This is a genomic window from Nocardia brevicatena NBRC 12119 (assembly GCF_000308495.1).
GTDB classification, from domain to species: Bacteria; Actinomycetota; Actinomycetes; order Mycobacteriales; family Mycobacteriaceae; genus Nocardia; species Nocardia brevicatena.
On record NZ_BAFU01000053.1, the window covers coordinates 49,424 to 72,487 of the forward strand.

Genomic DNA, 23,064 nt, shown 5'->3' on the forward strand with positions numbered 1-23,064 from the left:
GAACATGTCCGACGAATATCGGGTTCCGTTGATCGGGACTCGATTTGACATGCGGCGGGGGCGTTCGTACCGGTGGGCGTCGCCGGCGGCGGGTGATCTGGGTAGATTGTGGGTACTGCGAGTTACTCACAGGTAGGAGGCAACGATGCCCGCGCCGGAAGCCGTCGTTTTCGAACGCCTGAGCGCACTCGCCGCGATCGACGGCGCCGAGGCCCGCTCCACCCGATCCATACCCGAGGTCTTCACCGGGCGCCCGCTGGGCACGGTTCCGGTCGCGACCGCCGCCGACGTGGCCGACGCGGCGGTCTGTGCCCGGGACCGGCAGGAGCATTGGGCGGCCCGCTCGGCCGCCGATCGCGCCGCCGTCCTCGAGCGGTTCCGGGCGCTGGTCGTGGCGCGGCGGGAGTGGCTCATGGACGTGATCCAGGCCGAAACCGGCAAGGCCCGCTGGGCGGCGCAGGAAGAGGTTATGGGTCTGGTCTTCGCGGCCCGCTATTTCGCGCGCCTGGCGCCGAAACTGCTCGACGAACATCGCGTTCCGGGGGCGTTCCCCGTGCTCAACCGCGCGGCCGTATGCCCGCAGCCCAAGGGGGTGGTGGCGGTCGTGGCGCCGTGGAACTATCCGCTACTGCTCTCGATCGGCGATGCGATTCCCGCCCTGCTGGCGGGCAACGCGGTACTGGTCAAGCCCGACAGCCGGACCCCGTTCTCGACGCTGGCCGGCGCCGACCTGCTCTACCGGGCCGGGCTGCCGCGCGATCTGCTGGCCGTGCTCCCGGGACCCGGCCCCGTGATCGGCCGCGCCCTGGTGGACGCCTGCGACTACCTGATGTTCACCGGTTCCTCGGCCACCGGACGGGTGCTCGCCCAACAGTGCGGCGAACGGCTGATCGGTTTCTCGGCCGAACTCGGCGGGAAGAACCCGATGATCGTCGCACGGGGCGCGAACCTCACCAAGGCCGCCAAGGCAGCGGTACGGGCCTGTTTCTCCAATGCCGGTCAGCTGTGTATCTCCATCGAGCGGATCTATGTCCAACGCGAGATCGCCGACGAGTTCACCGACAAGTTCGTCACCGCCGTCGAGTCGGCGAGACTGGGTGCCACCTACGACTATTCCACCGATATCGGGTCGCTGATCTCCGAACCGCAGCTGGAGACGGTCGCCAAACATGTCGCCGATGCCGTCGCCAAGGGCGCGAAGGTACTCGCCGGCGGCAACCCGCGTCCGGATCTGGGCCCGTTGTTCTTCGAGCCGACCGTCCTGTCGGGGGTCACCGACGAGATGGAATGCGCCCGCAACGAGACCTTCGGTCCACTGGTGTCGATCTATCCGGTCGACAGGGTGGACGAGGCCGTCGCCCGGGCCAACGACACCGAATACGGCCTGAACGCCAGTGTGTGGGCGGCGAGCAAATCGGAGGGTGAACGGATCGCGCGCAGGCTGCGCGCGGGCACGGTGTGCGTGGACGAGGGCTATGCCCCGGCGTGGGGAACCACGGCCGCGCCGATGGGCGGTATGGGTATTTCCGGCGTCGGACGCAGGCACGGCCCCGAGGGGCTGCTGAAGTTCACCGAACCGCAGACCGTGGTGGTCACCCGGTTTCTGAACCTGGATCCGCCGCCGCTGGTCCCCCGGGAGTTATGGCAGCGGGTGCTGATGGCCATCGCGCGGAGCCTGCGTTTCCTACCGGGTCGCTGACCGCGGCGGCTCGGCCCTCACTTCTTGCGACGGGAGCCGTTCCCGGTGCGGGGTGCGGCGTCGAGGGTGGCTGCCTCCGCCGCGCTGAGCTGCCGGGTGCGCAGCTGGAAGTGCACGCCCCGGGCGGGCATGGGCGGACCCGCCGGGTCGGGGTCCTCCTGCACATCCACGGTGACGTGTTTGCGCTCGTATGTCGCGTAGTGACCGGCACTCATCCAGAATTGGGTGTGCCAGGCCAGTCGGCCCAGCAGTACATCCCCCTCGCGGGCCCGGAAATCGCGGATGAGCAACCAGTGTGGTGAGTGATCGTCGGTGCTGCTCTCGGACAGGTACAGCAATACCGGTCCGTGTTGTTCGATCAGGTCTCGTAGCGCGTTTCGTGCCCGATCGGTGACGGCGACCCGGTCGCTGCGGTATGCCATCAGGTTTCCTGCCCGGCACCGCCGTCCGCCACGGACGGTTTCGAACTGACCTGGCGTATCACACCGGCTCCCTCGCACTGCTCGTCGACGGTTGTTCCCGCACTCGGGCGCGGTACGCCGGCGGTCGGCGGACCGCTCGGCACACCCGCATCGCCCTCGCCTACTTGCATTCACATTATTGCGTACGTGGACTGCGTTGCCTACGCGAACTATTCGTACGACCATATAACACCTGGTCGGCCGGACCCGGGCACGTCCGAGGCGCGTCGGACGCCGGGTATCCGGTCCCGAGCCATGGGCATGGCCCGGCGCGGTCGACCGCTGCGGTCCGGGAGAACCGGCCGGGCGTACGCCCGATTGCGTCAGGCTTTTCGGCCCGGTGGGCGCGCCGCCGCACCGGTGTCCACGGTCACCGCCGCGGACACCGGATCGGCCCGTTCCGGCGTGGGCGTTCGGAACGGATTCGGCGGCCCGCCTATTTCCGGATGAAGATCCCGGCGATATCCGCCCGCTCGATGGGGGTGTCGGCATTGGCCTGGACATTGCACAGCAGATTCACGGAAACGATGGCCGCGTCGACCTGACTTCCCGGCGGTTCCTGGTCGCTGCGACTCTGTTCCTTGATGAACTTGGTTATCGTCACCCGTTTGGTGTCGGAGTCCTGTTGGACGTACTCCCGACAGGGGGTGTCGCCACCCTTGTTGAGCGCGGTCTCGACCTCGCTGCAGCCGGCCAGCACCGACGCGGCGGCCGCGATGATCAGGCCGGTCCGTGCCATCGTGGCGTTCATTCGATAGTTCCTCCTGGTCGGCTCGGCGGGCATCGACGCCTGCCGCATGTCTCCAGACTATGCCCGAGCCCGTGCCGGGTGGCCATTCGCCGGCCCTGCCACCGGGTGGGGTGGGGCCGCGTTCAGGGGGTGAACACACACAGCGGCACGTTCATCTCGGCCGGTGTGAGCGAGCCGTGCTGTCCGACCAGCGCCGACTGCACCGGTTCCACCGTGGACCGCGTGATACCGCCCGATCCGAGTGCCACCACGACGAGATCCCCGATACGTTCGGCGACATGCGCGCGGACCCGTGGGCCGAACCAGCCGTGTTCGATCGCCTCCGCTCGGGTGAGCACGGCGAAATCGGGGCCGAGGAGCTGCGTCCACGCCGCTCGGACATCCGCGGTCGCGCCGTCGACGGGGTAGACATGGCGGGCTCGCGCCTCGCCGCCGAGCTCGCGAACTCCGGCACGCAGTTCGTCGTCGGTGTCGTAGTCGATCCGCCGGTCCAATTCGACCATGCCGTGGTCGGAGGTGATGATCAGCGCCGCGTCCGGCGGCAGTTGCGTGGCGATATCGGCGGCGATCCGGTCCACATGGGTCAATTCCAGCAGCCATGAGCGAGTGGACGGGCCGCGGACGTGTCCGGTGGTGTCCAGGTCGGCATGGTAGGCGTATACCAGTGCCCGCGGCGCGGCCCGCAGTGCGTCGGCGATACCGGCCACGAGATCGCCGACGGACGTATTCGGCCGGAAATCCGCCCCGCGCAAGGCGGCCCGGGTCAGCCCCGATCCGGCCAACTGCCGCGGGGCCACATGGGTCACCGATATCCCCTGCGCGGCCGCCCGTTCGAAAACCGTCGGATGCGGCTGGAACTTCTCGGGCGGCAGACGGTCGAGCAGATCGCCCACCCGGTGCGTACCGTGCAGCCGCCAACCCAGCGGATCGAATACCCGGTCGTATTCGGGGATCCGCAGCAGATAGCCGATGATTCCGTGTTCGCCGGGCGGCATCCCGGTTCCGAGCGAACTCAGGCTCGTGGCCGTGGTGGTGGGGAACCCCGCGGTGAGGCGGTGCGGTGACAGCCCGGACAGAAATGGTGCCGCCTCGGGGTGCGCGGCGAGCGCGTCGGCGCCCAGACCGTCCACCAACAGAACGCATACCCGGGTGATGTCCAGCCCCAATCCGAGGCGGTCGTGTTCACCGGGTACGCCGAAACACCCGAGTAGCGAGGGGAAGAGATCGGCGAGGGAGCCCGTACCGTATCGGGGCGCGATCATCACAGAGCCAGCATGCGCCGCGTCGGTGGTCCGGACAAGCCCACGGGCCGTGTTCAGCGCCGGGTGGAGGTGCCGGGGGCGGCCGGGAACCGCTATATCTGTGCCGGTGAGCACGTCTGGATGTGGGAGATGGCCGAGGTGCCGGCCGCGGAGTTCGGGCCGCACGGTTTCCGCGTCCCCACCCGCGGTCTGCCCGACTGGCTGGTGCTCGGGGTAGTGCTCGTGGACCCGGGACTGCGGGTTGACCGTGCCCACCCTGGGCCGCGTGGAACGGCACGGCTCAGCGCCGACAAGGCGCGGCACGAACTGGGCTGGACGATGCGCCCCGTGCGGGAGACCCTGCGCGATACCGCCGACAGTCTGCTCCGACACGGTGTGGTGGCCATGCCGAAAGCCCGTGCGGCGTCCGTACGGCGTCCGTGGGCGGCGAAAACCATCGAGGCATGAGGGGCGTCGTGCCGGTGACCGCACTCGTGGTCGCCTGCGCTACGTTCATCCGCCGTGTCCGGAGTCGGCGACGAGACCCCGCCGCGGACCCGGCTCCGGTTGTCGCCGTCAAGACCCGACGGACGGTGGTACCACATCGGATTCCAACGGCGGCGGTAATGGTTCCCGTCCTGGCGGGAGCCGCGCGCGATGGCCGCCCTCACGCACTGCTGAGACACCGCGCACCGCCCGTGGACGCTCTTCGGTGAAAGGTTTCGCCACTCGCGCGGCGGTTCGATCCCGGGATCGAGCGCTGGTAGACAGGTTCCGTGAGCGCACAGCGTGATTTCCGATTCGGCGTCAATATGGTCCTTCCGCAGTCGCGTGAGCAGTGGGTGGACAAATGCCGTCGTGCCGAAGCGCTCGGCTACGACGTCATCGGGGTGGCCGATCACCTCGGTATGGCGCCGCCGTTTCCCGCGATCGTGCTGGCCGCCGAGGCCACCGAACGGGTGCGGTTGACCACCTTCGTCCTCAATGCGCCGTTCTACAACCCGGTCCTGTTGGCGCGCGAGGCCGCGGGAACCGACCTGTTCGTCGACGGACGGTTGGAGCTCGGACTCGGCGCGGGATACGTACGCGACGAATTCGATGCCGCGGAGGTCCCGTTCGGCACGGGCAGGCAGCGAGTCGCGCAGTTGAAGCGAACGGTGACGACACTGCGGAGGCTGTTCGCGGATCCGAGCCACGAGCCGCGGCCTGTACAGCCGGGCGGGCCGCCGTTGCTCATCGCCGGCTGGGGCGACCGGCTGCTGAGTCTGGCCGCGCGGTATGCCTCGGTGGTGGCGTTCACGGGCGCGGCGTCGACCTCCGAGGGTGTGCTGCGCTTCGCGGGGCTCGACGAGATCGACGAGCGGGTCGCCTATGTGCGCAAGGCCCTGGGTGAGCGCGAGCGTGAGGTGGAGTTGAACATTCTCGTGCAGACCGTGGTACCGCGCGAGCAGCGCGCCGATTTCCTGGACGAATACGGCTCCAGGGTCGCGCCGGAAATACTGGCGAGCATGGACGAACTGCCGACGGTGCTGCTGGGTACTCCTCGGGAGATCGCCGACCGGCTGCGCGCGAATCGGGAACGTTTCGGCTTCGGTTATATCACCGTGCTCGAGCCGAACATGGAGACATTCGCGCCGGTCATCGAACTGCTGCGCTGATATCGATACGCCCGGGCCGATCCGCTCGATCGGTCCGGGCGTACGGTTTCAGTTCGGGTTCCGCCAGAGCAGGGTGTACCGCCACATCAGCCGGCGGCGGATCCGCACCCCCGGCAGGATTTCGGCCGCCGCCGCACGGATCTCGCCGATGGTTTCGGCGGGGTCGCGCATGGGCGCGTCGGGACCACCGCGGCGGGAACGGTGCAGGGTTTGCACCGCCAAGGTCGCGGGCAGCAGCGGCAGATAGCCGAAGTCGTTGCCCAGGGTCAGCTTCCACATCCCGACCACGAGCAGCAGTCCGCCGGGAGCGACGAGGCGGCGCAGCGTGGTGAGCCCCTCGGCGAGCGGGACGTGGTGGAGGGTGGCGACCGCGGTCACTACCTCGAACGTATCGTGCAGCCGGCGGAAATCCTCCTGTCGGAACCGCACCCGCGGAGCGGGGGTGGTGCTGTCGAGGACATGGGAGTCGAGGTCCACGCCGAGCACGGACTCGCATCGCTCGGCGAGTTTGCGTGCCAACAGGCCGTCGCCGCAACCGACATCCAGCGCTGTGGCGGCCGAATCGGGAATCCGGCGCAGCAGCCACGGATGATAGTGCGTGTTGTGGTTCCAGTACGGATCCCGTGCCATCCGGCAACGGTACCGGGGCCGCGGCGATCTGTTTCCATGTGTGACGCGATCGTCCGCCCGCGCATCGGTTGGTATGTACTCTCGGTTACAGGCAATGGTGCGTCTGGCGCGGTCGGGTGCACCGACGCGAACAGACGGGAACACAGATGGCACGGCATGTCGACGTACTGATAATCGGAGCCGGTCTGTCCGGTATCGATGTGGCCTGTCACCTGGAGAAAGAGCGAACCGGGCGCAGCTACGCGATTCTGGAGCGGCGCACCGCCATCGGCGGTACCTGGGACCTGTTCCGCTACCCGGGCATCCGCTTCGATTCGGATATGTACTCCTTCGGCTATGGATTCCGGCCCTGGCGGGGTACGAAAATGCTGGCCGACGGCGCGAGCATCCGTCGCTACATTCAGGAAACCGCCGACGAATACGGGGTCACCCCGCATATCCGGTTCGGTCGCCGGATGGTGTCGGCGAGCTGGTCGAGCGCGGACAACCGGTGGACGGTGCGCGCGGTGGCGGAACAGACCGGCGATGAGGAGGTCTGGACCGCCGATTTCCTGGTCGGCTGTACCGGCTACTACGACTACGACAACGGCTACCGGCCGAAATTCGCGGGTGAGGAGAAGTTCGGCGGACGGATCGTCCATCCCCAGCACTGGCCGCAAGACCTGGACTACCGCGGTAAACGGGTCGTGGTGGTCGGTAGCGGCGCGACCGCCATCACGCTGATCCCGTCCATGGTCGACGAGGCCGAGCACGTGACCATGCTGCAGCGTTCGCCGACCTATATCGCCTCCATCCCGGCCGACGACCCGGTCGCGGTGGGCCTGATGAACATCAAGGCACCGGCCGAGCTCACCTACCAGCTGGGCCGGGCCCGCAATATCGCCGTCCAGCAGGGCAGCTACCAGCTGTCGCGGCGCCGGCCGAAACTCGCCCGGCGGCTGTTCTCGAGCTGGGTGCGGCTCGCGGTCGGCCCGAATATCGATATGCGGCATTTCACGCCGAACTACGCCCCGTGGGACCAGCGGTTGTGTGTGGTGCCCGACGGTGATCTGTTCAAGGCGCTGCGCCGCGGGGACGCCTCGATCGTCACCGACCGCATCGACACCTTCACCGAAACCGGTATCCGGGTGGCCTCCGGCGAGGAGATCCCCGCCGATATCGTCGTCACCGCCACGGGGCTGACCATCCAGATCCTGGGCGGTGCGACCGTTGATATCGACGGTGAACCGGTCCGCACGCGGGAGCGGGTCATGTACAAAGGCGCTCTGATCGACGGGCTTCCGAACGCCATGATGGTCCTCGGCTACACCAACGCGTCCTGGACGCTCAAGGCCGACCTGGCCGCGGAGTACTTCTGCCGGGTATTGAACCTGATGCGTGACAAGGGTTTCACCCGGTTCGTCGTGAACGCCTCCGACAGTGACCGCTCGACGGAATCGGTGATGGGCGGCGCGTTGACCTCCGGCTATATCAAGCGCGGAGACGCGGTGATGCCGCGGCAGGGCACCGGTGGGCCGTGGAAGGTGGTCAACAGCTACTTCCGCGACCGAGCCTATCTGCGCAACAGCCCGATCGAGGACGGCGTCCTCACCTTCACCGACAGCCACGGCGCGCAGACCACGGGAACCCGGCGGCGGAAGATGCCCGTCCGCCTCCCGCTCATCGGAGCCCGCTCCGCCTGAGTGGCGGGTACCCGCTCGGAGTACCCGTCCCCGCGCACTCTCCGTATCGAGCGAAGAGTGCGGTCCCGAGGCCCGAACCCGGGTGCGCGCACCCGGGTTCGACCCGTTCGCCCGGCTCGGTAGCGTGGCGATATGACCGAGCGGTTGGTGATCATCGGCGGCGACGCGACCGGCATGTCGGCAGCGTCCCAGGCGCGTCGGCTGCGTGGCCCCGACGAACTGGAGGTCGTGGTGTTCGAGCGCGGCCGGCACACGTCGTATTCGGCATGCGGTATCCCGTACTGGATCGCCGGCGACGTCGAAAGTCGCGACCGGCTCATAGCGCGGACACCCGAAGAGCATCGGGCCCGGCGCATCGATGTGCGGTTGGGGACCGAGGCGATCGAACTCGATATCGCGCAACGGTGGGTGCGCACCCGCGATCGGATCACCGGGGCCGAGGACCGAATCGGTTATGACAAGCTCGTACTGGCCACCGGTGCTCGCCCGATCCGTCCGCCGCTGCCCGGTATCGACGCCCGCGGCGTCCACGGGGTGCAGACCCTCGACGACGGGGAGGCACTCCTCGATACGCTTACCACGGCCGGCGGCCGCCGCGCGGTGGTCGTGGGGGCGGGCTATATCGGGGTGGAGATGGCGGAGGCGCTGATCCGCCACGGTTTCGAGGTCACCATGGTCTACCGGGGCCCGGAACCGATGGCGACCCTGGATCCGGATATGGGGGCACTGGTGCGCACCGCGTTGTGCGATATGGGCGTACGGGTCGTCGGCGACGCCGAGGTGACCGAGATCCGCACCGATGGCGACGGCCGCGCTTGCGCGGCCGTCGCCGCGGGGCAGGAGTATCCGGCGGATGTGGTCGTTCTGGGCATGGGCGTCCATCCGGAGACCGACCTGGCGCGCGCCGCGGGACTGCCACTCGGCGCCCACGGCGGCCTGCTCACCGATATCGCCATGCGGGTGCGCGGCCACGACGATATCTGGGCGGGTGGTGACTGCGTGGAAGTGCTCGAACTCGTCACCGGCATGCGGCGGCATATCCCGCTCGGCACCCACGCCAACAAACACGGTCAGGTCATCGGCTCGAATGTCGGCGGGGGATACGCCACCTTCCCAGGTGTCGTCGGCACCGCCGTGAGCAAGGTCTGCGGATTGGAGGTCGCCCGAACCGGCTTGCGGGAGAAGGAGGCCCACGCCGCCGGGCTGCAATTCGTCACCGCCACCATCGAATCCACCAGCCGCGCCGGATATTACCGCAATCCCTCGCCGATGACGGTGAAGATGCTCGCCGAATGCCGAACCGGACGGCTGCTGGGGGTGCAGATCGTCGGTCGGGAAGGAGCCGCCAAACGCGTCGATATCGCGGCCGTCGCGCTCACCGCCGGCATGACCGTCGAACAGGTGACCGCGCTGGATCTCGGGTACGCGCCGCCGTTTTCGCCGGTATGGGACCCGGTGCTGGTGGCCGCCAGGAAAACAGCGCGCGCGGTATGGGAACGCGGGTGAGTTCGCCTGTGCTGCCGCGGCGTACTATCGTCGATCGACAGTAGGAACGGGCCAGACGAAGGGGGCGGTGTGCGGACCCGCCGGACGGCGCTCGGCACCTATCGGGAACAGTGGAGGAACACGGCGGTCGGATGAGTTCCGAGATGAATTCCGGGCATGCGGAGCCCGGAGCGCACCCGTTCGACACGGCGACCGAGCCCATCACCGTCCCGCCCGACAACCGTGTGGCCGGTAGTGAGCCGACCTTTCCGACGGGAGCGAATCCGGTGGACGTCACCCGGCCGGTGATCCACCGCGCGGCCCTGCCCGACGATGGCCGGTCCGACGTGGTCTGCGTGAACTGTGGAACCCAGGCACGCGGTCCGCGCTGTCCGAACTGCGATCACCCGCACCGTGTGCAAGACCGGTTCGACGCCGATCTGGGCGCGGTCTGCCTGGTCACCGATCGGGGCGTCGCGCACTCCCGCAACGAGGACGCGGTGGCCGCGGCGGTCCTCAACGATACCGCCGGTCGACGGGCGATCACCATTCTCGCCGTCTCCGACGGAGTCTCCTCCTCGCCTGAGCCGCAGGTGGCGTCCGCGACCGCGGTACGCACCGGTGTGGAGGCCTGCCTATCCGCGCTGGCCGGCGATCGCACTGCCGAAGAGGCGACCGCGGCGGGGCTGGCCGCCGCCTCCGAAGCGGTGCGGAACCTGGCCCCTACCGAGAGCGACGCGCCGTCGTGCACCTATGTGTCGGCGATCGTGCTCACCGATGCCGCCGGGCGGACCACCGTGACCGTGGCCAATGTCGGGGACAGTCGTGCCTACTGGCTGACGGCCGGAACCGTACCGCCGAATACCGCGCCGCCGACCGACCGAGTGGTCGCCGGGGAACCCGAGGGCGCCGTCGCGTCACGCAGGCTCACTGTCGACGACTCCTGGGCGCAGGCGCTCGTCGAGGCGGGCGCCATGGATGAGGAGGCGGCCATGGCCGACCCTCGCGCCCACACACTCATGCGCTGGCTGGGCGCCGACGCGGGCCCGCAGCCGTGGTCGGCCAGCAGTATCCGGACCTACCATCCGACCGGTTCCGGCGTGCTGCTGCTGTGTACCGACGGGCTGTGGAACTACCTGTCGGACCCGGCCGCCCTGGCACGGCGGGCCACGGCGTCCCCACCGGCGGAGGCCGCCCGGGAACTCGTCGACTTCGCCGTCGTGTCCGGCGGCAACGACAACATCACCGTCGCGCTTGCGCCGATCCCGCCGCCGGGTCCGGCCGGTCAGTGACCGCGCTGGTCGGTGAGGGTGGTGCCCTCCTGGATCTTGACCCGGCGATGTTCGGCGAGCACGATCCCCACGCCCCCCACAAGGAGCACCGCGGTGGCGATGCCGCCGATGATCGCCCAGCCCCTGAACCCGTAGCCTGCGGCGGTCAGGGTGAGCGCGAGGCCCGCCAATCCCAGCGCCACCATGATGATGCCCGGCCAGTTGCGAGTGTCCTCGATGGTCTCACCGGCGTGGGTGCGAGTGGTTCGGGGTTCGTCGGGGAAGCTGTGGACGGGTAACGGGGTGCCGTCCTCGCGGTGCGGGCGGTTGGGGTCGTTCGCTCCGGCAGCCCCGATGGGTTCGTTCGCTCCGGCAGCCATGGGGTGTCCTTTCCGTTCGCTGTTTCGTCCGGTCGCCGTTGGGCTCGCCACGTGCGCCGTACGCCGAATACCCGGGTGTGTCGCGCCCAATCAACCCGATAGTGCGTGATTGACCCTTCGGCGCCCGGGTATCTCGGGAGAGACGGACACACTCGTCCGGGCGGTGAGACGAACACCGCACGAGCAACCGACGAGCGACCGAAGGAGGTCGGCGATGCCGAAGACCACGCAGCGAGGTTCGGCCAAGGAGTCGGAGCTGCCCGACACGCTGAAGCGGTCCGATGAGAAAGCGCAGCGCACCTTCGCCAAGGCGCACGATTCCGCGCTCGACGAATACGGCAGCGAATCCCGTGCTCACCGGGTCGCCTACAGCGCGTTGAAGCACAGCTACGAGAAGGTGGGCGACCACTGGGAGGCGAAGAAGGGAGGTAAGGGTCCTTCCGACGAACGAGCCGAACACGGCGGCCCGAACGCCTCGGGCGATACCGCCTCCGGGGTGGACGCCAACGCCTCCAAGCAGCACCTGCTGGAGGTGGCGGGCCGTCTGTCGATCCGCGGTCGCTGGAAGATGACCAAGAACGAACTGATTTCCGCGATCCGTAGGACGAACCGCCGCGCCGACCGCAGCCATCGGTGACAACCGCCCGTGACCGGGGGACGAAGGACGTTCGACTGTCCGGTGGTTTGCAATATTGCGAAGTCGGGTACCAAGCGGAGAAGACGGTGCGGGTCGCCACACACTCGACCGGCGACCCGTGCGCACCTACCGCAAGGAGGTTCGTCATGAAAGGTGGCCTATCCGCCGCTCCCGGAGAGATAGTGGTCACCACGAATCACGAGATCATCCGCCAGTGGGCGGAGAGGCGCGGCGCGAATCCCGCGACCACCCCGGGCAGTGAGGACGACGGTAAAGTTGGTGTGCTGCGTTTGGATTTTCCCCGTTACGGCGGTGCGGTGCTACGGCCGGTCGACTGGGATGACTGGTTCGCCACATTCGATGCTCGCAAATTGAGCTTCCGTTACCAAGAGTTACGCGCAGACGGTACGCCGAGCAATTTCTTTCGCCTGGAGCGGACGAACGACGGGCGTACGTGAGCTATTTCACCCCTCAGGTTTACCGAGCGGTCCATCCGGATATTCCTTTAACCGAAGGGTTGCTCGAGTAAGCGAGAAAGCGGGATGTCGCGTCGGTATGGGGATGCGAAACCCGCACCGCGAGACGCCACGTGTGTCTGCAAGGGATAAGAAAATTGAGCGCGAACCTGATGATCGTGGAAGACGACGACCGGGTCCGTGGCGCGTTGCGCCTGGCCATGGAGGACGAGGGCTACGACGTCGCGGAGGCCGAACAAGCCGAGACCGCGCTTACACACCTGCGTGACAATGGTGTGCCCGATGTGATGATCGTCGACCTGATGCTCGGCGGTATGGACGGATTCACCTGTATACGGGAGATTCGCCGCGACCACGATGTGCCGATCATCGTGGTCAGCGCCCGCGACGACACCCACGATGTCGTCGCGGCGCTGGAAGCGGGTGCCGACGATTTCGTCACCAAACCCTTCGAGATCAAGGAGATAACCGCCCGAATGCGGGCGCTGCGCCGGCGCGCGCGCCAGTCGGCCGAGCGGGAGACCCCGGTGGAGATCGTGCTGGACGCCGAGCCGGATTGTCCGCTGATTCTCACGCCCGAGGCCGGAGTGGTGCGCCGCGGCGACGAGGAGATCAACCTCACGCTGACCGAGTTCCGCCTGCTGTGTGAGCTGGCCGACAGCCCCGGCCGGGTGCTCAGCCGCGCCGTGCTGCTCGAGCGGGTGTGGGATCGCGGTTTCTTCGGCGATGAACGCATTGTCGATGTGCATATGCGCAGATTGCGCACCAAGATCGAGCGAGACCCGTCGGATCCACAGATCGTGGTCACCGTCCGGGGCCTCGGTTACCGGCTGGACGCTCAGCGCTGAATCCATGAGCGATGCTCGACTCGCCGGCGGCGATGTCGACCCCGCAGCCCGCTTGCCGATTCTCGTCGGCCCGGGCCGATGGAGTCTGCGCGGCCGGGTGACCACTGCTTTCGCCGCCGCCTCCGGGCTGATGGGCCTGGTGTTGGTGCTGTCGCTGTTCACGGTCCTCGGCGACGAGAACCGCACCCTCGGCGAGCGGATCATGCACCGTCCCGTCCTGCCGATCGTCTGCGGGCTCGCCGCCACCCTGGTGGGCGCCGCGGTGGGCGTATGGGTGGGCAGACGGGTGCTCAAACCGCTGCGCGATGTCGCGGAGACCGCCGCCCGGATCGCCTCCGGGGAACTCGGCATCCGTATGCCCGAGACCGGGGACCAGGATCTGGCCGGCACCGTGGACTCGTTCAACCGGATGGTCGATTCGCTGCAGCGGCGCATCGACCGCGAACACCGCCTGTTCGGTGATGTCAGCCACGAGCTCCGCACCCCGCTGACCACTCTCACTACCGGTGTGGACGTGCTCAACCGGTATCGCGACGATCTGCCCGAGCGGTCTCGGCGGGCCTTGGACCTGGTCACCGCGGAGGTCAATCATATGCGCCGACTGCTCGACGACCTGCTGGCCCTGGCCCGGGTGGAGGCGGGAATGCACCACGGCGACACCGAGCCGATCTCGGTGGGCGCTCTGGTCGCCCACACACTGCGCGACAGCCATCGTCCGATGGAACTGCTGACCGTCACCGAGGAGGTGACCGTACTCGGCCGCAAACTGGAGCTCGAGCGGGCCGTGGTGAACCTGCTGTCGAATGCCGACCGGCACGGCGGTGGGGTGGTCGCGGTCACCGTGTGCCGCGCCGCCGGTGAGGCCGTCATCGAGGTCGACGACGCCGGGCCGGGGGTGCCGGCCGCCGACCGCGATCGGATCTTCGAACGCTTTGCCACATCACGCGCGATTCCGCGGTCCGCCACCGCCGGTACCGGTACGGGTATCGGCCTGGCGTTGGTCGCCGAGACCGTGGCCACCCTCGAAGGCGGGGTCGAATGCACCGAACGGCCAGGCGGGGGCGCGCGGTTCCGGATTCGTCTTCCCGCCATCGCCCTCCCGGTCGTAGCGGGGAAAGCGGCGGAAAAAGGGGTATTTCGCCCGCCGACAGAGAGGGGCGTCACAGGCCCGTAACACGATCGTAAAGAACTCGCCCAGGTCAGCTCAAAGTTCATTGGCAAGCCTGGGAGGGTACGAACGCAGACATCGGAGTTGTATGTCATTGCAGAGTTTGTCCACGCAGGCAGCCGAGACCGGCGCGGCCTCGTCGCATGCCGCGGACGCGGCGGAAGCGGGAACCACTACCGATACCGCCGTCCCCGCCGTCATCGTCCTGCGCGCACCGCGAATCGCGGATGCGGCGCGGATGTGGCAGATCGCCGACGATTCGCAGGTGTTGGATGTCAATTCCGGCTACGCCTATCTGCTGTGGTGTCGGGATTTCGCCGCCACCTCGGTGGTCGCCGAGGTCGGCGGCCGCGTGGTCGGTTTCATCACCGGCTATATCAGACCCGAAGCACCCGCCACCTTCTTCGTCTGGCAGGTCGCCGTCGACGCGGACCAACGCGGCCGCGGTATCGGCGTCGCCATGCTGGAGTGGTTGGCGGATACCGTCACCGACCCCGCCCATCCACTCGGCGGGAAAGTTCGCGCGTTGGAGACCACCGTCTCCCCGGACAACACCGCCTCGGTCGCCATGTTCGCGTCGCTGGCCCGTCGCCGCGGCGCGCAGCTGACCAAGAGCGCGCTGTTCGGACCCGATGTGTTCCCGGACAGCCACGCTGCCGAGGACCTGTACCACGTTTCGCCGATCGCCAGTAACACCGAAAGGGCTCACAGATGATTACCCCCGACACGACGATCTTCGACGAATTCGAATCCAATGTTCGCGGTTATTGCCGCTCCTGGCCGACGGTCTTCGAGACCGCGCAGGGAGCCTGGCTTCGCGATGAGGCGGGCAAGGACTTCCTCGATTTCTTCGCCGGGGCGGGTGCGCTGAACTACGGGCACAACAACCCGCTGCTCAAGAGCGCTCTCATCGACTACATCGCCTCCGACGGCGTGACCCACGGCCTCGATATGTCGACCGTGGCCAAGCGCAAACTGCTGGAAACCCTGCGCGACACCCTGCTGACGCCGCGTGGACTGGACTACAAGGTACAGTTCCCCGGCCCCACCGGCGCGAACGCTGTCGAGGCCGCGTTGAAACTGGCCCGTAAGGTCACCGGTCGCCAGACCGTGCTCAGCTTCACCAACGCCTTCCACGGCATGACGCTGGGCGCGCTCTCCGTCACCGGCAACTCCGCCAAGCGTGCCGGTGCCGGGGTGCCCCTCAACAACGCCACCCCCATGCCCTACGACGGCTACTTCAACAACACCACCGCCGACTTCCAGTGGATGGAGCGGGTACTCGACGACTCGTCGTCCGGTCTGGACCGTCCCGCCGCGGTCATCGTGGAGACCGTGCAGGGCGAAGGTGGCGTGAACGTGGCGCGGATCGAATGGCTGCAACACCTGGCCTCGCTGTGCGTGGCGCGCGGCATTCTGCTGATCGTCGACGATGTGCAGATGGGGTGCGGTCGTACCGGGCCGTTCTTCTCCTTCGAGGAGGCCGGCATCACTCCCGATATCGTCACCCTGTCCAAGTCGATCGGCGGCTACGGTCTGCCGATGGCGCTGGTCCTGTTCAAACCGGAGCTGGATCAGTGGGCGCCGGGTGAGCACAACGGCACCTTCCGCGGTAACAACCCGTCCTTCGTCACCGCGCAGGTTGCGTTGGAGCATTACTGGTCCGACGATGAACTGGAGAAGTCGACCGTTGCCAAGGGAGCGATGGTGGCCCGAACACTCACCGATATCTCGCAGTCCTTCTCCGGTATCTCCACGCGGGGACGGGGACTGGTGCACGGTCTGGTCTTCGATGACGCGTCGCAGGCGGGCAAGGTGTGCCAGGTCGCGTTCGAACGCGGACTGCTGGCCGAGACGTCGGGTGCCTCCGACGAAGTGGTGAAGCTGCTGCCGCCGCTCACCATCGCCGAGGACGAGCTCGATCACGGGCTGCAGATTCTGACCGATGCCGTGGCCACGGTCTGCGGTTGAGGCCGAGAGGAGATACGACGATGATTGTGCGAACCACCGAGGAGATCACCGGCACGGACCGGGACGTGGCCGGTCCGGGCTGGCGTAGTAAACGCATCGTACTGGGCGGTGACCGGGTGGGCTTCTCGTTCCACGAGACCACCATCGAGGCGGGCACCACACACGTCTTCCACTACCTCAACCATGTGGAGGCGGTGTGGTTGGTCGAGGGTGAGGGCACCCTCACCGATTTCGACAACGACCGCACCTACGAGCTCGGGCCGGGCACCATGTACCTGCTCAACGGGCACGAACGACATCAGGTCGAGGCACGGACCCGAATGCGGATGCTGTGTGTGTTCAATCCGCCCGTCACCGGGCAGGAGGTCCACGACGAGAACGGCGTTTATCCGTTGGTCGCCGTTCCCACCAACTGACGAGGGAAGGACGGTAGGAGTTGGCTCAGAATCGGATCGATCGCTATCCGACCCGCACCGCGGGCATACTGCCGCATCAGGAACGGCCCGATGCAACGGTCTGGGGTCGGATCGACGCTGCGGAGTTGGCCGCGTTCGATACCGATGGGTACGCCATTCTCGGGGGATTGCTGACCCCGGTAGAAGTGGCCGAGTTCGCCGCCGAGATCACTCGGCTGGCGAACGACCCGGAACTGCAAGGTGACGGCCGGTTGATCGTGGAGAAAACCTCCAAGCAGGTGCGTTCGGTGTTCGAGGTGCACCGGCTCAGCTCGGCCGTGGCCGATCTGGTGCGCGAATCCCGGGTGGTCGACCTGGCCCGGCAGGTCCTGGGCTCCGACGTCTATATCCACCAGAGCCGGGTCAACTATCTGCCCGGATTCGGCGGTACCGGTTTCTACTGGCACTCCGATTTCGAGACCTGGCACGCCGAGGACGGGATGCCGTCGCCGCGGGCGGTGAGCCTGTCCCTCGCGCTGACCGACAACTATCCGTACAACGGCAGCCTCATGGTTATGCCGGGCTCGCATCGTACCTTCGTGCCGTGTCAGGGCGAAACTCCGGCCGAGCACTACCGCGAATCGCTGCGCGAGCAGGAGATCGGGGTGCCGACGCAGGCCGATATCGATGAACTGGCGCACAAGTACGGCATAGCCCAGTTCACCGGTGCAGCCGGTGCCGCACTGTTGTTCGATTCGAACATCATGCACGGATCGGCGAATAACATCACGCCGTTCCCGCGGTCGAATATTTTCCTGGTGTTCAACAGCGTGGAGAACACTTTGGAAGAGCCTTTCGCCGCCCCGGCACGGCGGCCGACATATATCGCGAGTCGGGATTTCACGCCGGTGGTGTAAACGGCGGATATTTATGCCGCGACGGCGGCGGGAGCGAGCAAAATTCGCTCCCGCCGCTATTCGTATTCTCGACATGGCAGCATATTAGGAGTGCCTGATTTCGGCGCTGTTCACATTTTTCGCGCGGCCGTCCCGCCGACCGCCGGCAGCCGTTGATGGTCCGCACGGCTCGCGGCGGAAACCGTCGTGTCGGAGGGTATGGGGCTTCGCCGGTATCCGGCGGCGATGGCGTGCTCCGCGGCGGCCTGGGTGCGCCAGAGCCGGGCCTCTCCGTGCTCGCCGCGATGTTCCAGCAGCTCGGCCAGATCGGTCATGGCGCGGACCACTCGCCGGTTGGAGGCGGTCCGCCACCAGCGTTCCGCCTCCTCGAACTCACCGCGTCGGACATGGAGGACACCCAGGTCGTAAGCGGCGCCGGCGTGCCCGGCCGAGGCGGCCCGGGCCCACAGCATACGGGCCCGTTCGTCGTCACCCAGGCCGTACATCGCCACGCCCAGTCCGTAGAGAGCCCGGCGGTAGGCGGGATCGGCGGGACGTCGGATGTCGGCCGGCGGTATCCGGGGCGTGTCCGCTGTCGAGGGGCCATCGGAGATCGGCGCGGGTTCTTCCGGCGCGGGGGCCGGGGACTTCGGCCGAGGTTCCGTCCGAGGGTTCCGGATATCGTCGGTGATAGAGCAGCCGGTGCTCTCGTCCCGGCCCGTATCGTTGCGGTGGAGCCGGGGGGTGTCGCCGTGCTCACCGTAGGAGTCCCTGACGTCGTCGTGCCGGCTCATTTCGTCGAGGAGGTGTCGTGGGTCTCGCCCGGCGGGTCTCGGCTCGTCGAATTCGTTCGAGCGTGCGCCGAGTTCGCGCGGGTCGTAGTCGAGCGGGGCGGTGATGGCGAGACGATCGTCACCGGGGTGGTTGCCGGTTGCCGGGACAGTGTCGTCACCGGGGCCATCGCCCGCGCCGCGCCGAGCGTTGTCGGCGGCGTTGCGGGCCGGCGGGACCGCGGGGTCGATACGCGCATATTCCGTGGGAGCCGGAGCGGAGGCCGGCTCCCGGTCGGCCGGAGTGGATACCACGGGTATCGGTCCGCGCGGTATCGGGTGATCGAAGCCGTGCTCCGAGGCGGTGTCCGCGTCGAGCGCGAGGGCGGTGAACGGTGGTTGCGGCGCGGTCGGGGCGTCGGTGGGGACCATCCGCACCTCCACCACGAGGTCGGTGAAGTTCGGTGGGCCCTCGCCCATACTGCACCACAGCACGGTTCGACCCGGTTCGGTGCGTTCGACGACGATGCCGTAGTTGCCCGTCCACGAGCACGGCCGGCCGTCCTCGACCATCCATACCGGGGTCAGGGTGAACAGCGCCCCGCGCGCCGTGGCCGTCAGCTCGAAGGTTATCCCGCGCTCCAGGGCGTCTTGCCAGACGTCCACACCCGTCAGGTACCGGTGACCGAAGCCGATGTGTCCGTCGACCGTCGACAGGCCCATGCCGAAACCGCGCAGACCCGTGGGCGGGGTCGCCGACAGCAAGATCATGGTGAGTTCCGCGGTGGTGCCCGGCAGTTGTTCGGCATACATCGGGTACACCGGGGTGCCCCGCCAATCGATCGGCTCCGCGCTTCGATAGCGCGCGGCCAACGGCGGCTCGGCCGGACGGTCCTCGACCGCGTCGCCGGGGGAACCGCCCCCGGATGTCCGGGCGGCGGACTCGGCCGCGGGAGTCTCGCCGGTTCGCGGCGGTTCCGCGAGCGTGGTCCTGGGCGACAACGCGCCATCCCGAGATGTGGTGGTACCGAAACAGGCCGGTAGGGCCTCCACCCAGGACAGCTCGCACCCGGTACCGCCCGGTATCGGTTCGGTGCCGATCTGTATCGAAGTCATACCGGTGTGCGACCGAACGGCGCCCGCTCGGGACGAAACCGGTTCGTTCATGTACTTCCCCGCCTTCCCGCCGATGCCCAACCCTGCCCGCGCTGTGCGCGGCTATACCGTACTAGCCGAGGGTGCCGTGATCCTGCCGATTCCGTGTGTACCGACGTGTTCGAATACCGCGAGATCCCGTGCCGGCATTCGCTCCGGCCGGTACACCCACGAACGCGAGCGCACCGCCGAAGCAGAGCACCCGCGGCGGTACCACGACCGCCGCGAGCTCCTCCGCTCGCAAACTGTTCGCTATCCGCCCCGACCGGCCCGCCCGAGGGCAGGAAGGTGGGATACAGGGACCGTACCGCGTAGGAGCTCACCAGGAATGCCGAATCCAATGGCCGGTCGGCCCGGTCGCGAAGCAGAACACGATCGCGGCGCCGAGCCACATCCCGACCCTGCCGGCCACATACGGTCCCCACCGCTCATACCCGTCCGCCCCTTAGGTTAAAGACATTCGACCCGCTCGGCGTGCGCCCGTCGGGCCGGTGCGGATACACCGTTCACCGACGCATCGGCCCCGAGAGGTCGGGACCGTGCGGCCCGGTGAGTTCGCGCATTTCCGCGGCGAACCGGCCGGTGCAGCCGGCAGCCACCCGCACCGCGTCGCGGAAATGGTCGACATCGGCGAACCGCGGCAGTGCGCGCACCCGATAACCCCAGCGCCGCAAAGCGATTCGAGTGAGCGCACCGGTACGTCCGGTGGACATCGGCACATCGGCGAGAACGCGGGCGGCCCGCGGATCGGGCAGACCGATACCCCACCAGCCGCCGTCCTCGGCGGGGCCCAACAGTGCGTCACCGTCGGGAGACAGCGCCTGTGCGGCACACATGAGTTCTCGCGAACCGAGTTGTGGGGTGTCCATCCCGATCTGCAACACCGGTAACCCCGCCCGGGCCGCGTCGGCGTGTGCGTTGGCCAGGCGCACCGCGAACCCGCCGCCGCGCTGGGGTATCAGATCGAAATCGGCCAGTTTCTCGGTGATTTCACGGCCGTATTCGGCGACGGTGAGATCACCGGTGAGCGCTACCACTCGCCGGTCGACCCGGCACCGCAGTACCGCGTCGAGCGTGTCCAGCAGCGAGGCCGCGGCCAGCCGCGCCGCCTGGACGGGGGTGAGCGGCGGGGTCAGTCGAGTCTTGGCGAACCCGGCGACCGGTGCCTTGGCCACGACCAGCACCGTCACCGGATGGGGTGCGCCGCTGTCGGTATCGTCCCCGGCCCGCCGCGGCGCGTCGTCGTGGTGTACGCCGCCGTTCACCGCAGCACCGCCAGAAAATCCCGGGTGGCGCGTACCGAACCGCGCCACGACCCGGACACTTTCGATACCCCACCGGCACGTGGCCGATAGCTGATCTCGCGTTCCACCACCACCCACCCGGCGGCCGAGGCCCGCACGAGCAGCTCCAGCGGATAGCCGAACCGGTCGTGCAACGGCCCCAACGACTGCAGCCGTTCCCGCCCCACCACCCGCATGGCGCCTATATCGTGCACCGGCAGCCCATACCGTCGCCGCAACCGCCGCGCGACCAGCCGATTACCCAGGCGGGCATGCCACGGCCACACTCCGGCAGCGGCCGGTCGCCGTCGCCCCACCGCCAGATCGGCGCCTTCGCGTACCGCCGCCACCAGTTCCGGCAGTTCGGCGGGATCCATCGAACCGTCTCCGTCCAACACCGCGACGAGTTCGGTGCGTGCTGCCGCCACCCCCGCCTGGACGGCCGCACCGTATCCGGGCCGGTGTTCGGCGACCACGGTGGCGCCCCCGGCCCGGGCCACTGTCGCGGTGGTATCGGTCGAACCGTTGTCCACCACGAGCGAGTGGTATCCGTTCGGGATGGCCGCGAGCACCCTTGGCAACGCTTCGGCTTCGTTGCGGCACGGGATCACAACGGTTACCGCGTCCGGTTCGGAGCTGTCCGTGGTCATGGTGGCAACGCTAGGCGCCCGCGGCCGCGGAACGCCGGAAAAACCTGTGACGAAACCATGACATCGTCGCGAACGAGCACGTATCCGGCCCTTTCTCGCGCCGGTGCGATCTAGGGTGACCGATGTGCAGGAGCTGATCGACACCGCCCGACCGCGGTTCCGGATACGCGGCGATCTGATCGGCGCCGGCCTGGCGGCGCTGCTGGTCGCGGTGGCCTTCGTCGTCCCGCGAACAGCCGGCGAACACTGGCGTGAATCGCTGTACGCCGCCGCCGCGCCCATATTCGGGTACTGGCTGCCGCATATCGGATGGGGTACGGTCCCGGCGATCGCCATAGCGGTGGCGGTGGTGGCCCGGGGTCCCGCGGTGGCGGCCCGACTGGCCTGGCGCCCCCTGTTGGGGCTCGCCTACATCGTGGCGCTCGCCTGGACCTTTTCCCTCATCCTGGTGGACGGCTGGGAGCGTGGTTTCGTCCATCGATTCGAGGACCCCAACGAGTATCTGTTCGAGGTCGGCGGTGCCACCGACATCCCGGCCATGTTGGGCGGTTTCGCCGACCGGATCCTGGATTTCCAACCCGATTCCTGGGCCACCCACGTATCCGGGCACCCTCCCGGGGCACTGCTGTTCTTCGTTCTGCTCGACCGGATCGGTCTCGGCGGAGCCACCTGGGCGGGTGTGATGTGCACGCTGATCGGATGCAGCGCCGCCGTCGCGGTGGCCGTCGCTCTGCGGGCACTCGGCGCCGAGGCGCATGCCCGTGCCGCCCTGCCGTTTCTGGCATCGGCTCCCGCCGCCGTCTGGATCGCGGTATCCGCGGACGCGATGTTCGCCGGGGTCACCACCTGGGCAGTCGCCCTGCTGGCCTTGGCCACCCGAGCGGCGGGAGCGATGGTTCCGCTCGCCGCGGTGTCCGGGGTCCTGTTCGGCCTGGGCATCTACCTCAGCTACGGACTGGTGCTGATGGCGATACCGGCCGTGGGCGTGTTCGTCGCGGCCCGGACGTGGCGCCCGCTGCTGCCGGCGGTGCTCGGTGCGCTGGTTGTGGTCGCGGTGTTCACCGGGGCCGGGTTCTGGTGGCTCGACGGGTATCACCTGGTTGTCGAGCGCTACTACCAGGGCGTAGCGAAGACCAGGCCGTTCGGTTACTGGTGGTGGGGCAATCTCGCCGCCACGGTGTGCGCGGTCGGTCTCGCGACGGCCGCCGCCTTGCACCGCGCCCTCCGGCCGGCCCGGCTGTGTGGCCTCGACCCGGCGGCGATCCTGGTCGCCGCCGGGGTGTGCGCTGTCCTCGTCGCGGATATGAGTGGGCTCAGCAAGGCCGAAACCGAGCGCATCTGGTTACCGTTCGATATGTGGCTGCTCGCGGTGACGGGGTTTCTGCCCCGTTCCGAGGCCCGGGCCTGGCTCGCGGTGCAGGCACTGGGCACCCTGGCACTCGTCCACCTGCTTATGACGAACTGGTGAGGCCGATATCCAAGGCTGCCGTCGCCGCCCCGATCGGAGCGGGTTCCGGCGAACAGGCAGGGTTGGCCGTCCTGGATGCGTTTCGGGAT

Annotated in this window: 23 protein-coding genes; 15 read left to right on the top strand and 8 right to left on the bottom strand. The window is 68.0% G+C overall.

Annotated elements, in window-relative coordinates; translation table 11 throughout:
• Positions 1-145: 145 nt before the first annotated feature.
• Positions 146-1,699, top strand: coding sequence for a succinic semialdehyde dehydrogenase (locus ON20_RS12420; protein ID WP_040835421.1), 1,554 nt, complete (start codon positions 146-148; stop codon positions 1,697-1,699).
• 17 nt (positions 1,700-1,716) lie between these two features.
• Here the strand turns inward: ON20_RS12420 and ON20_RS36335 are convergent, their stop codons facing one another.
• The 3 genes from ON20_RS36335 to ON20_RS12435 all read right to left on the bottom strand — a co-directional run bounded on the left by ON20_RS36335 (position 1,717) and on the right by ON20_RS12435 (position 4,176).
• Positions 1,717-2,121, bottom strand: a complete 405-nt coding sequence (locus tag ON20_RS36335; protein WP_040835423.1) for a DUF779 domain-containing protein — start codon at positions 2,119-2,121, stop codon at positions 1,717-1,719.
• 475 nt (positions 2,122-2,596) lie between these two features.
• Positions 2,597-2,911, bottom strand: coding sequence for a hypothetical protein (locus ON20_RS12430; protein ID WP_040835425.1), 315 nt, complete (start codon positions 2,909-2,911; stop codon positions 2,597-2,599).
• 122 nt (positions 2,912-3,033) lie between these two features.
• On the bottom strand, positions 3,034-4,176 hold the full coding sequence (locus ON20_RS12435) for an alkaline phosphatase family protein (protein WP_174361882.1): 1,143 nt from the start codon (positions 4,174-4,176) through the stop codon (positions 3,034-3,036).
• 9 nt (positions 4,177-4,185) lie between these two features.
• Between ON20_RS12435 and ON20_RS12440 the strand changes: the two genes are divergently transcribed.
• Both ON20_RS12440 and ON20_RS12445 read left to right on the top strand, forming a co-directional pair.
• On the top strand, positions 4,186-4,620 hold the full coding sequence (locus ON20_RS12440; RefSeq protein ID WP_040835428.1) for a Rossmann-fold NAD(P)-binding domain-containing protein: 435 nt from the start codon (positions 4,186-4,188) through the stop codon (positions 4,618-4,620).
• 308 nt (positions 4,621-4,928) lie between these two features.
• Complete coding sequence (locus ON20_RS12445) at positions 4,929-5,810, top strand: LLM class F420-dependent oxidoreductase (RefSeq protein ID WP_040835430.1); 882 nt, start codon at positions 4,929-4,931, stop codon at positions 5,808-5,810.
• A gap of 48 nt (positions 5,811-5,858) precedes the next feature.
• Here the strand turns inward: ON20_RS12445 and ON20_RS12450 are convergent, their stop codons facing one another.
• Entirely contained in the window at positions 5,859-6,440 is a 582-nt protein-coding gene (locus ON20_RS12450) for a class I SAM-dependent methyltransferase (RefSeq protein WP_040835433.1), read from the bottom strand.
• A 146-nt stretch (positions 6,441-6,586) separates the two neighbouring features.
• Here ON20_RS12450 and ON20_RS12455 point away from each other — a divergent pair, with 146 nt between their 5' ends.
• From ON20_RS12455 to ON20_RS12465, 3 genes are all read left to right on the top strand, one after another.
• A complete protein-coding gene (locus ON20_RS12455; RefSeq protein WP_051162307.1) occupies positions 6,587-8,122 on the top strand; it encodes a flavin-containing monooxygenase in 1,536 nt (511 codons plus the stop codon).
• A 132-nt stretch (positions 8,123-8,254) separates the two neighbouring features.
• Positions 8,255-9,628 (top strand): FAD-dependent oxidoreductase, encoded by a 1,374-nt coding sequence (locus ON20_RS12460; protein ID WP_040835435.1) that lies wholly within the window; start codon positions 8,255-8,257, stop codon positions 9,626-9,628.
• A 131-nt stretch (positions 9,629-9,759) separates the two neighbouring features.
• Positions 9,760-10,899: a PP2C family protein-serine/threonine phosphatase gene (locus tag ON20_RS12465; protein WP_086008976.1), complete on the top strand. Its 1,140-nt coding sequence runs from the start codon at positions 9,760-9,762 to the stop codon at positions 10,897-10,899.
• On the opposite strand, the gene ON20_RS40250 is transcribed toward ON20_RS12465, so the two are convergent.
• Positions 10,893-11,258: a hypothetical protein gene (locus ON20_RS40250; protein WP_040835437.1), complete on the bottom strand. Its 366-nt coding sequence runs from the start codon at positions 11,256-11,258 to the stop codon at positions 10,893-10,895. The genes ON20_RS12465 and ON20_RS40250 overlap by 7 nt on opposite strands.
• Before the next feature lie 214 nt (positions 11,259-11,472).
• Here ON20_RS40250 and ON20_RS12475 point away from each other — a divergent pair, with 214 nt between their 5' ends.
• From ON20_RS12475 to thpD, 8 genes are all read left to right on the top strand, one after another.
• Positions 11,473-11,895, top strand: a complete 423-nt coding sequence (locus tag ON20_RS12475; RefSeq protein ID WP_040835439.1) for a ChaB family protein — start codon at positions 11,473-11,475, stop codon at positions 11,893-11,895.
• Positions 11,896-12,077: 182 nt separating this feature from the next.
• On the top strand, positions 12,078-12,353 hold the full coding sequence (locus ON20_RS12480) for a hypothetical protein (RefSeq protein WP_245547194.1): 276 nt from the start codon (positions 12,078-12,080) through the stop codon (positions 12,351-12,353).
• A 155-nt stretch (positions 12,354-12,508) separates the two neighbouring features.
• A complete protein-coding gene (locus tag ON20_RS12485) occupies positions 12,509-13,219 on the top strand; it encodes a response regulator transcription factor (RefSeq protein WP_040835441.1) in 711 nt (236 codons plus the stop codon).
• Positions 13,220-13,223: 4 nt separating this feature from the next.
• Positions 13,224-14,393, top strand: a complete 1,170-nt coding sequence (locus tag ON20_RS12490; protein ID WP_051162311.1) for a sensor histidine kinase — start codon at positions 13,224-13,226, stop codon at positions 14,391-14,393.
• Positions 14,394-14,625: 232 nt separating this feature from the next.
• Positions 14,626-15,102: a diaminobutyrate acetyltransferase gene (ectA, locus tag ON20_RS12495; RefSeq protein ID WP_245547206.1), complete on the top strand. Its 477-nt coding sequence runs from the start codon at positions 14,626-14,628 to the stop codon at positions 15,100-15,102.
• On the top strand, positions 15,099-16,358 hold the full coding sequence (gene ectB / locus ON20_RS12500; protein ID WP_040835443.1) for a diaminobutyrate--2-oxoglutarate transaminase: 1,260 nt from the start codon (positions 15,099-15,101) through the stop codon (positions 16,356-16,358). The genes ectA and ectB overlap by 4 nt, the downstream gene beginning before the upstream one ends.
• 20 nt (positions 16,359-16,378) lie before the next feature.
• On the top strand, positions 16,379-16,774 hold the full coding sequence (locus tag ON20_RS12505; RefSeq protein ID WP_040835445.1) for an ectoine synthase: 396 nt from the start codon (positions 16,379-16,381) through the stop codon (positions 16,772-16,774).
• 20 nt (positions 16,775-16,794) lie between these two features.
• Positions 16,795-17,670: an ectoine hydroxylase gene (gene thpD / locus ON20_RS12510; RefSeq protein WP_040835447.1), complete on the top strand. Its 876-nt coding sequence runs from the start codon at positions 16,795-16,797 to the stop codon at positions 17,668-17,670.
• A gap of 110 nt (positions 17,671-17,780) precedes the next feature.
• On the opposite strand, the gene ON20_RS12515 is transcribed toward thpD, so the two are convergent.
• The 3 genes from ON20_RS12515 to ON20_RS12525 form a co-directional block, all read right to left on the bottom strand.
• Positions 17,781-19,535 carry a tetratricopeptide repeat protein gene (locus tag ON20_RS12515; protein ID WP_157228815.1) on the bottom strand — a complete coding sequence of 585 codons (1,755 nt, stop codon included), beginning with the start codon at positions 19,533-19,535 and terminating at the stop codon, positions 17,781-17,783.
• A 545-nt stretch (positions 19,536-20,080) separates the two neighbouring features.
• A complete protein-coding gene (locus tag ON20_RS12520; protein ID WP_051162358.1) occupies positions 20,081-20,764 on the bottom strand; it encodes a TIGR04282 family arsenosugar biosynthesis glycosyltransferase in 684 nt (227 codons plus the stop codon).
• Positions 20,765-20,835: 71 nt separating this feature from the next.
• Positions 20,836-21,507 carry a glycosyltransferase family 2 protein gene (locus tag ON20_RS12525; protein WP_040835449.1) on the bottom strand — a complete coding sequence of 224 codons (672 nt, stop codon included), beginning with the start codon at positions 21,505-21,507 and terminating at the stop codon, positions 20,836-20,838.
• Between the two features lie 115 nt (positions 21,508-21,622).
• On the opposite strand from ON20_RS12525, the gene ON20_RS12530 reads away from it, so the two are divergent.
• Positions 21,623-22,975 (top strand): hypothetical protein, encoded by a 1,353-nt coding sequence (locus tag ON20_RS12530; protein WP_040835450.1) that lies wholly within the window; start codon positions 21,623-21,625, stop codon positions 22,973-22,975.
• The last annotated feature ends 89 nt before the right edge of the window (positions 22,976-23,064 follow it).

Bases quoted from the DNA above. Each gene is read 5' to 3' on its own strand.
- ON20_RS12505 (WP_040835445.1), top strand. From the start codon at position 16,379: ATGATTGTGCGAACCACCGAGGAGATCACCGGCACGGACCGGGACGTG.
- ON20_RS12465 (WP_086008976.1), top strand. From the start codon at position 9,760: ATGAGTTCCGAGATGAATTCCGGGCATGCGGAGCCCGGAGCGCACCCG.
- ON20_RS12475 (WP_040835439.1), top strand. From the start codon at position 11,473: ATGCCGAAGACCACGCAGCGAGGTTCGGCCAAGGAGTCGGAGCTGCCC.
- ON20_RS12455 (WP_051162307.1), top strand. From the start codon at position 6,587: ATGGCACGGCATGTCGACGTACTGATAATCGGAGCCGGTCTGTCCGGT.
- ectB (WP_040835443.1), top strand. From the start codon at position 15,099: ATGATTACCCCCGACACGACGATCTTCGACGAATTCGAATCCAATGTT.
- ON20_RS12440 (WP_040835428.1), top strand. From the start codon at position 4,186: ATGCGCCGCGTCGGTGGTCCGGACAAGCCCACGGGCCGTGTTCAGCGC.
- ON20_RS12460 (WP_040835435.1), top strand. From the start codon at position 8,255: ATGACCGAGCGGTTGGTGATCATCGGCGGCGACGCGACCGGCATGTCG.
- ON20_RS40250 (WP_040835437.1), bottom strand. From the start codon at position 11,258: ATGGCTGCCGGAGCGAACGAACCCATCGGGGCTGCCGGAGCGAACGAC.
- ON20_RS12420 (WP_040835421.1), top strand. From the start codon at position 146: ATGCCCGCGCCGGAAGCCGTCGTTTTCGAACGCCTGAGCGCACTCGCC.
- ON20_RS12525 (WP_040835449.1), bottom strand. From the start codon at position 21,507: ATGACCACGGACAGCTCCGAACCGGACGCGGTAACCGTTGTGATCCCG.
- ON20_RS36335 (WP_040835423.1), bottom strand. From the start codon at position 2,121: ATGGCATACCGCAGCGACCGGGTCGCCGTCACCGATCGGGCACGAAAC.
- ON20_RS12450 (WP_040835433.1), bottom strand. From the start codon at position 6,440: ATGGCACGGGATCCGTACTGGAACCACAACACGCACTATCATCCGTGG.
- ON20_RS12515 (WP_157228815.1), bottom strand. From the start codon at position 19,535: ATGACTTCGATACAGATCGGCACCGAACCGATACCGGGCGGTACCGGG.
- ON20_RS12430 (WP_040835425.1), bottom strand. From the start codon at position 2,911: ATGAACGCCACGATGGCACGGACCGGCCTGATCATCGCGGCCGCCGCG.
- ON20_RS12490 (WP_051162311.1), top strand. From the start codon at position 13,224: ATGAGCGATGCTCGACTCGCCGGCGGCGATGTCGACCCCGCAGCCCGC.
- ectA (WP_245547206.1), top strand. From the start codon at position 14,626: ATGTGGCAGATCGCCGACGATTCGCAGGTGTTGGATGTCAATTCCGGC.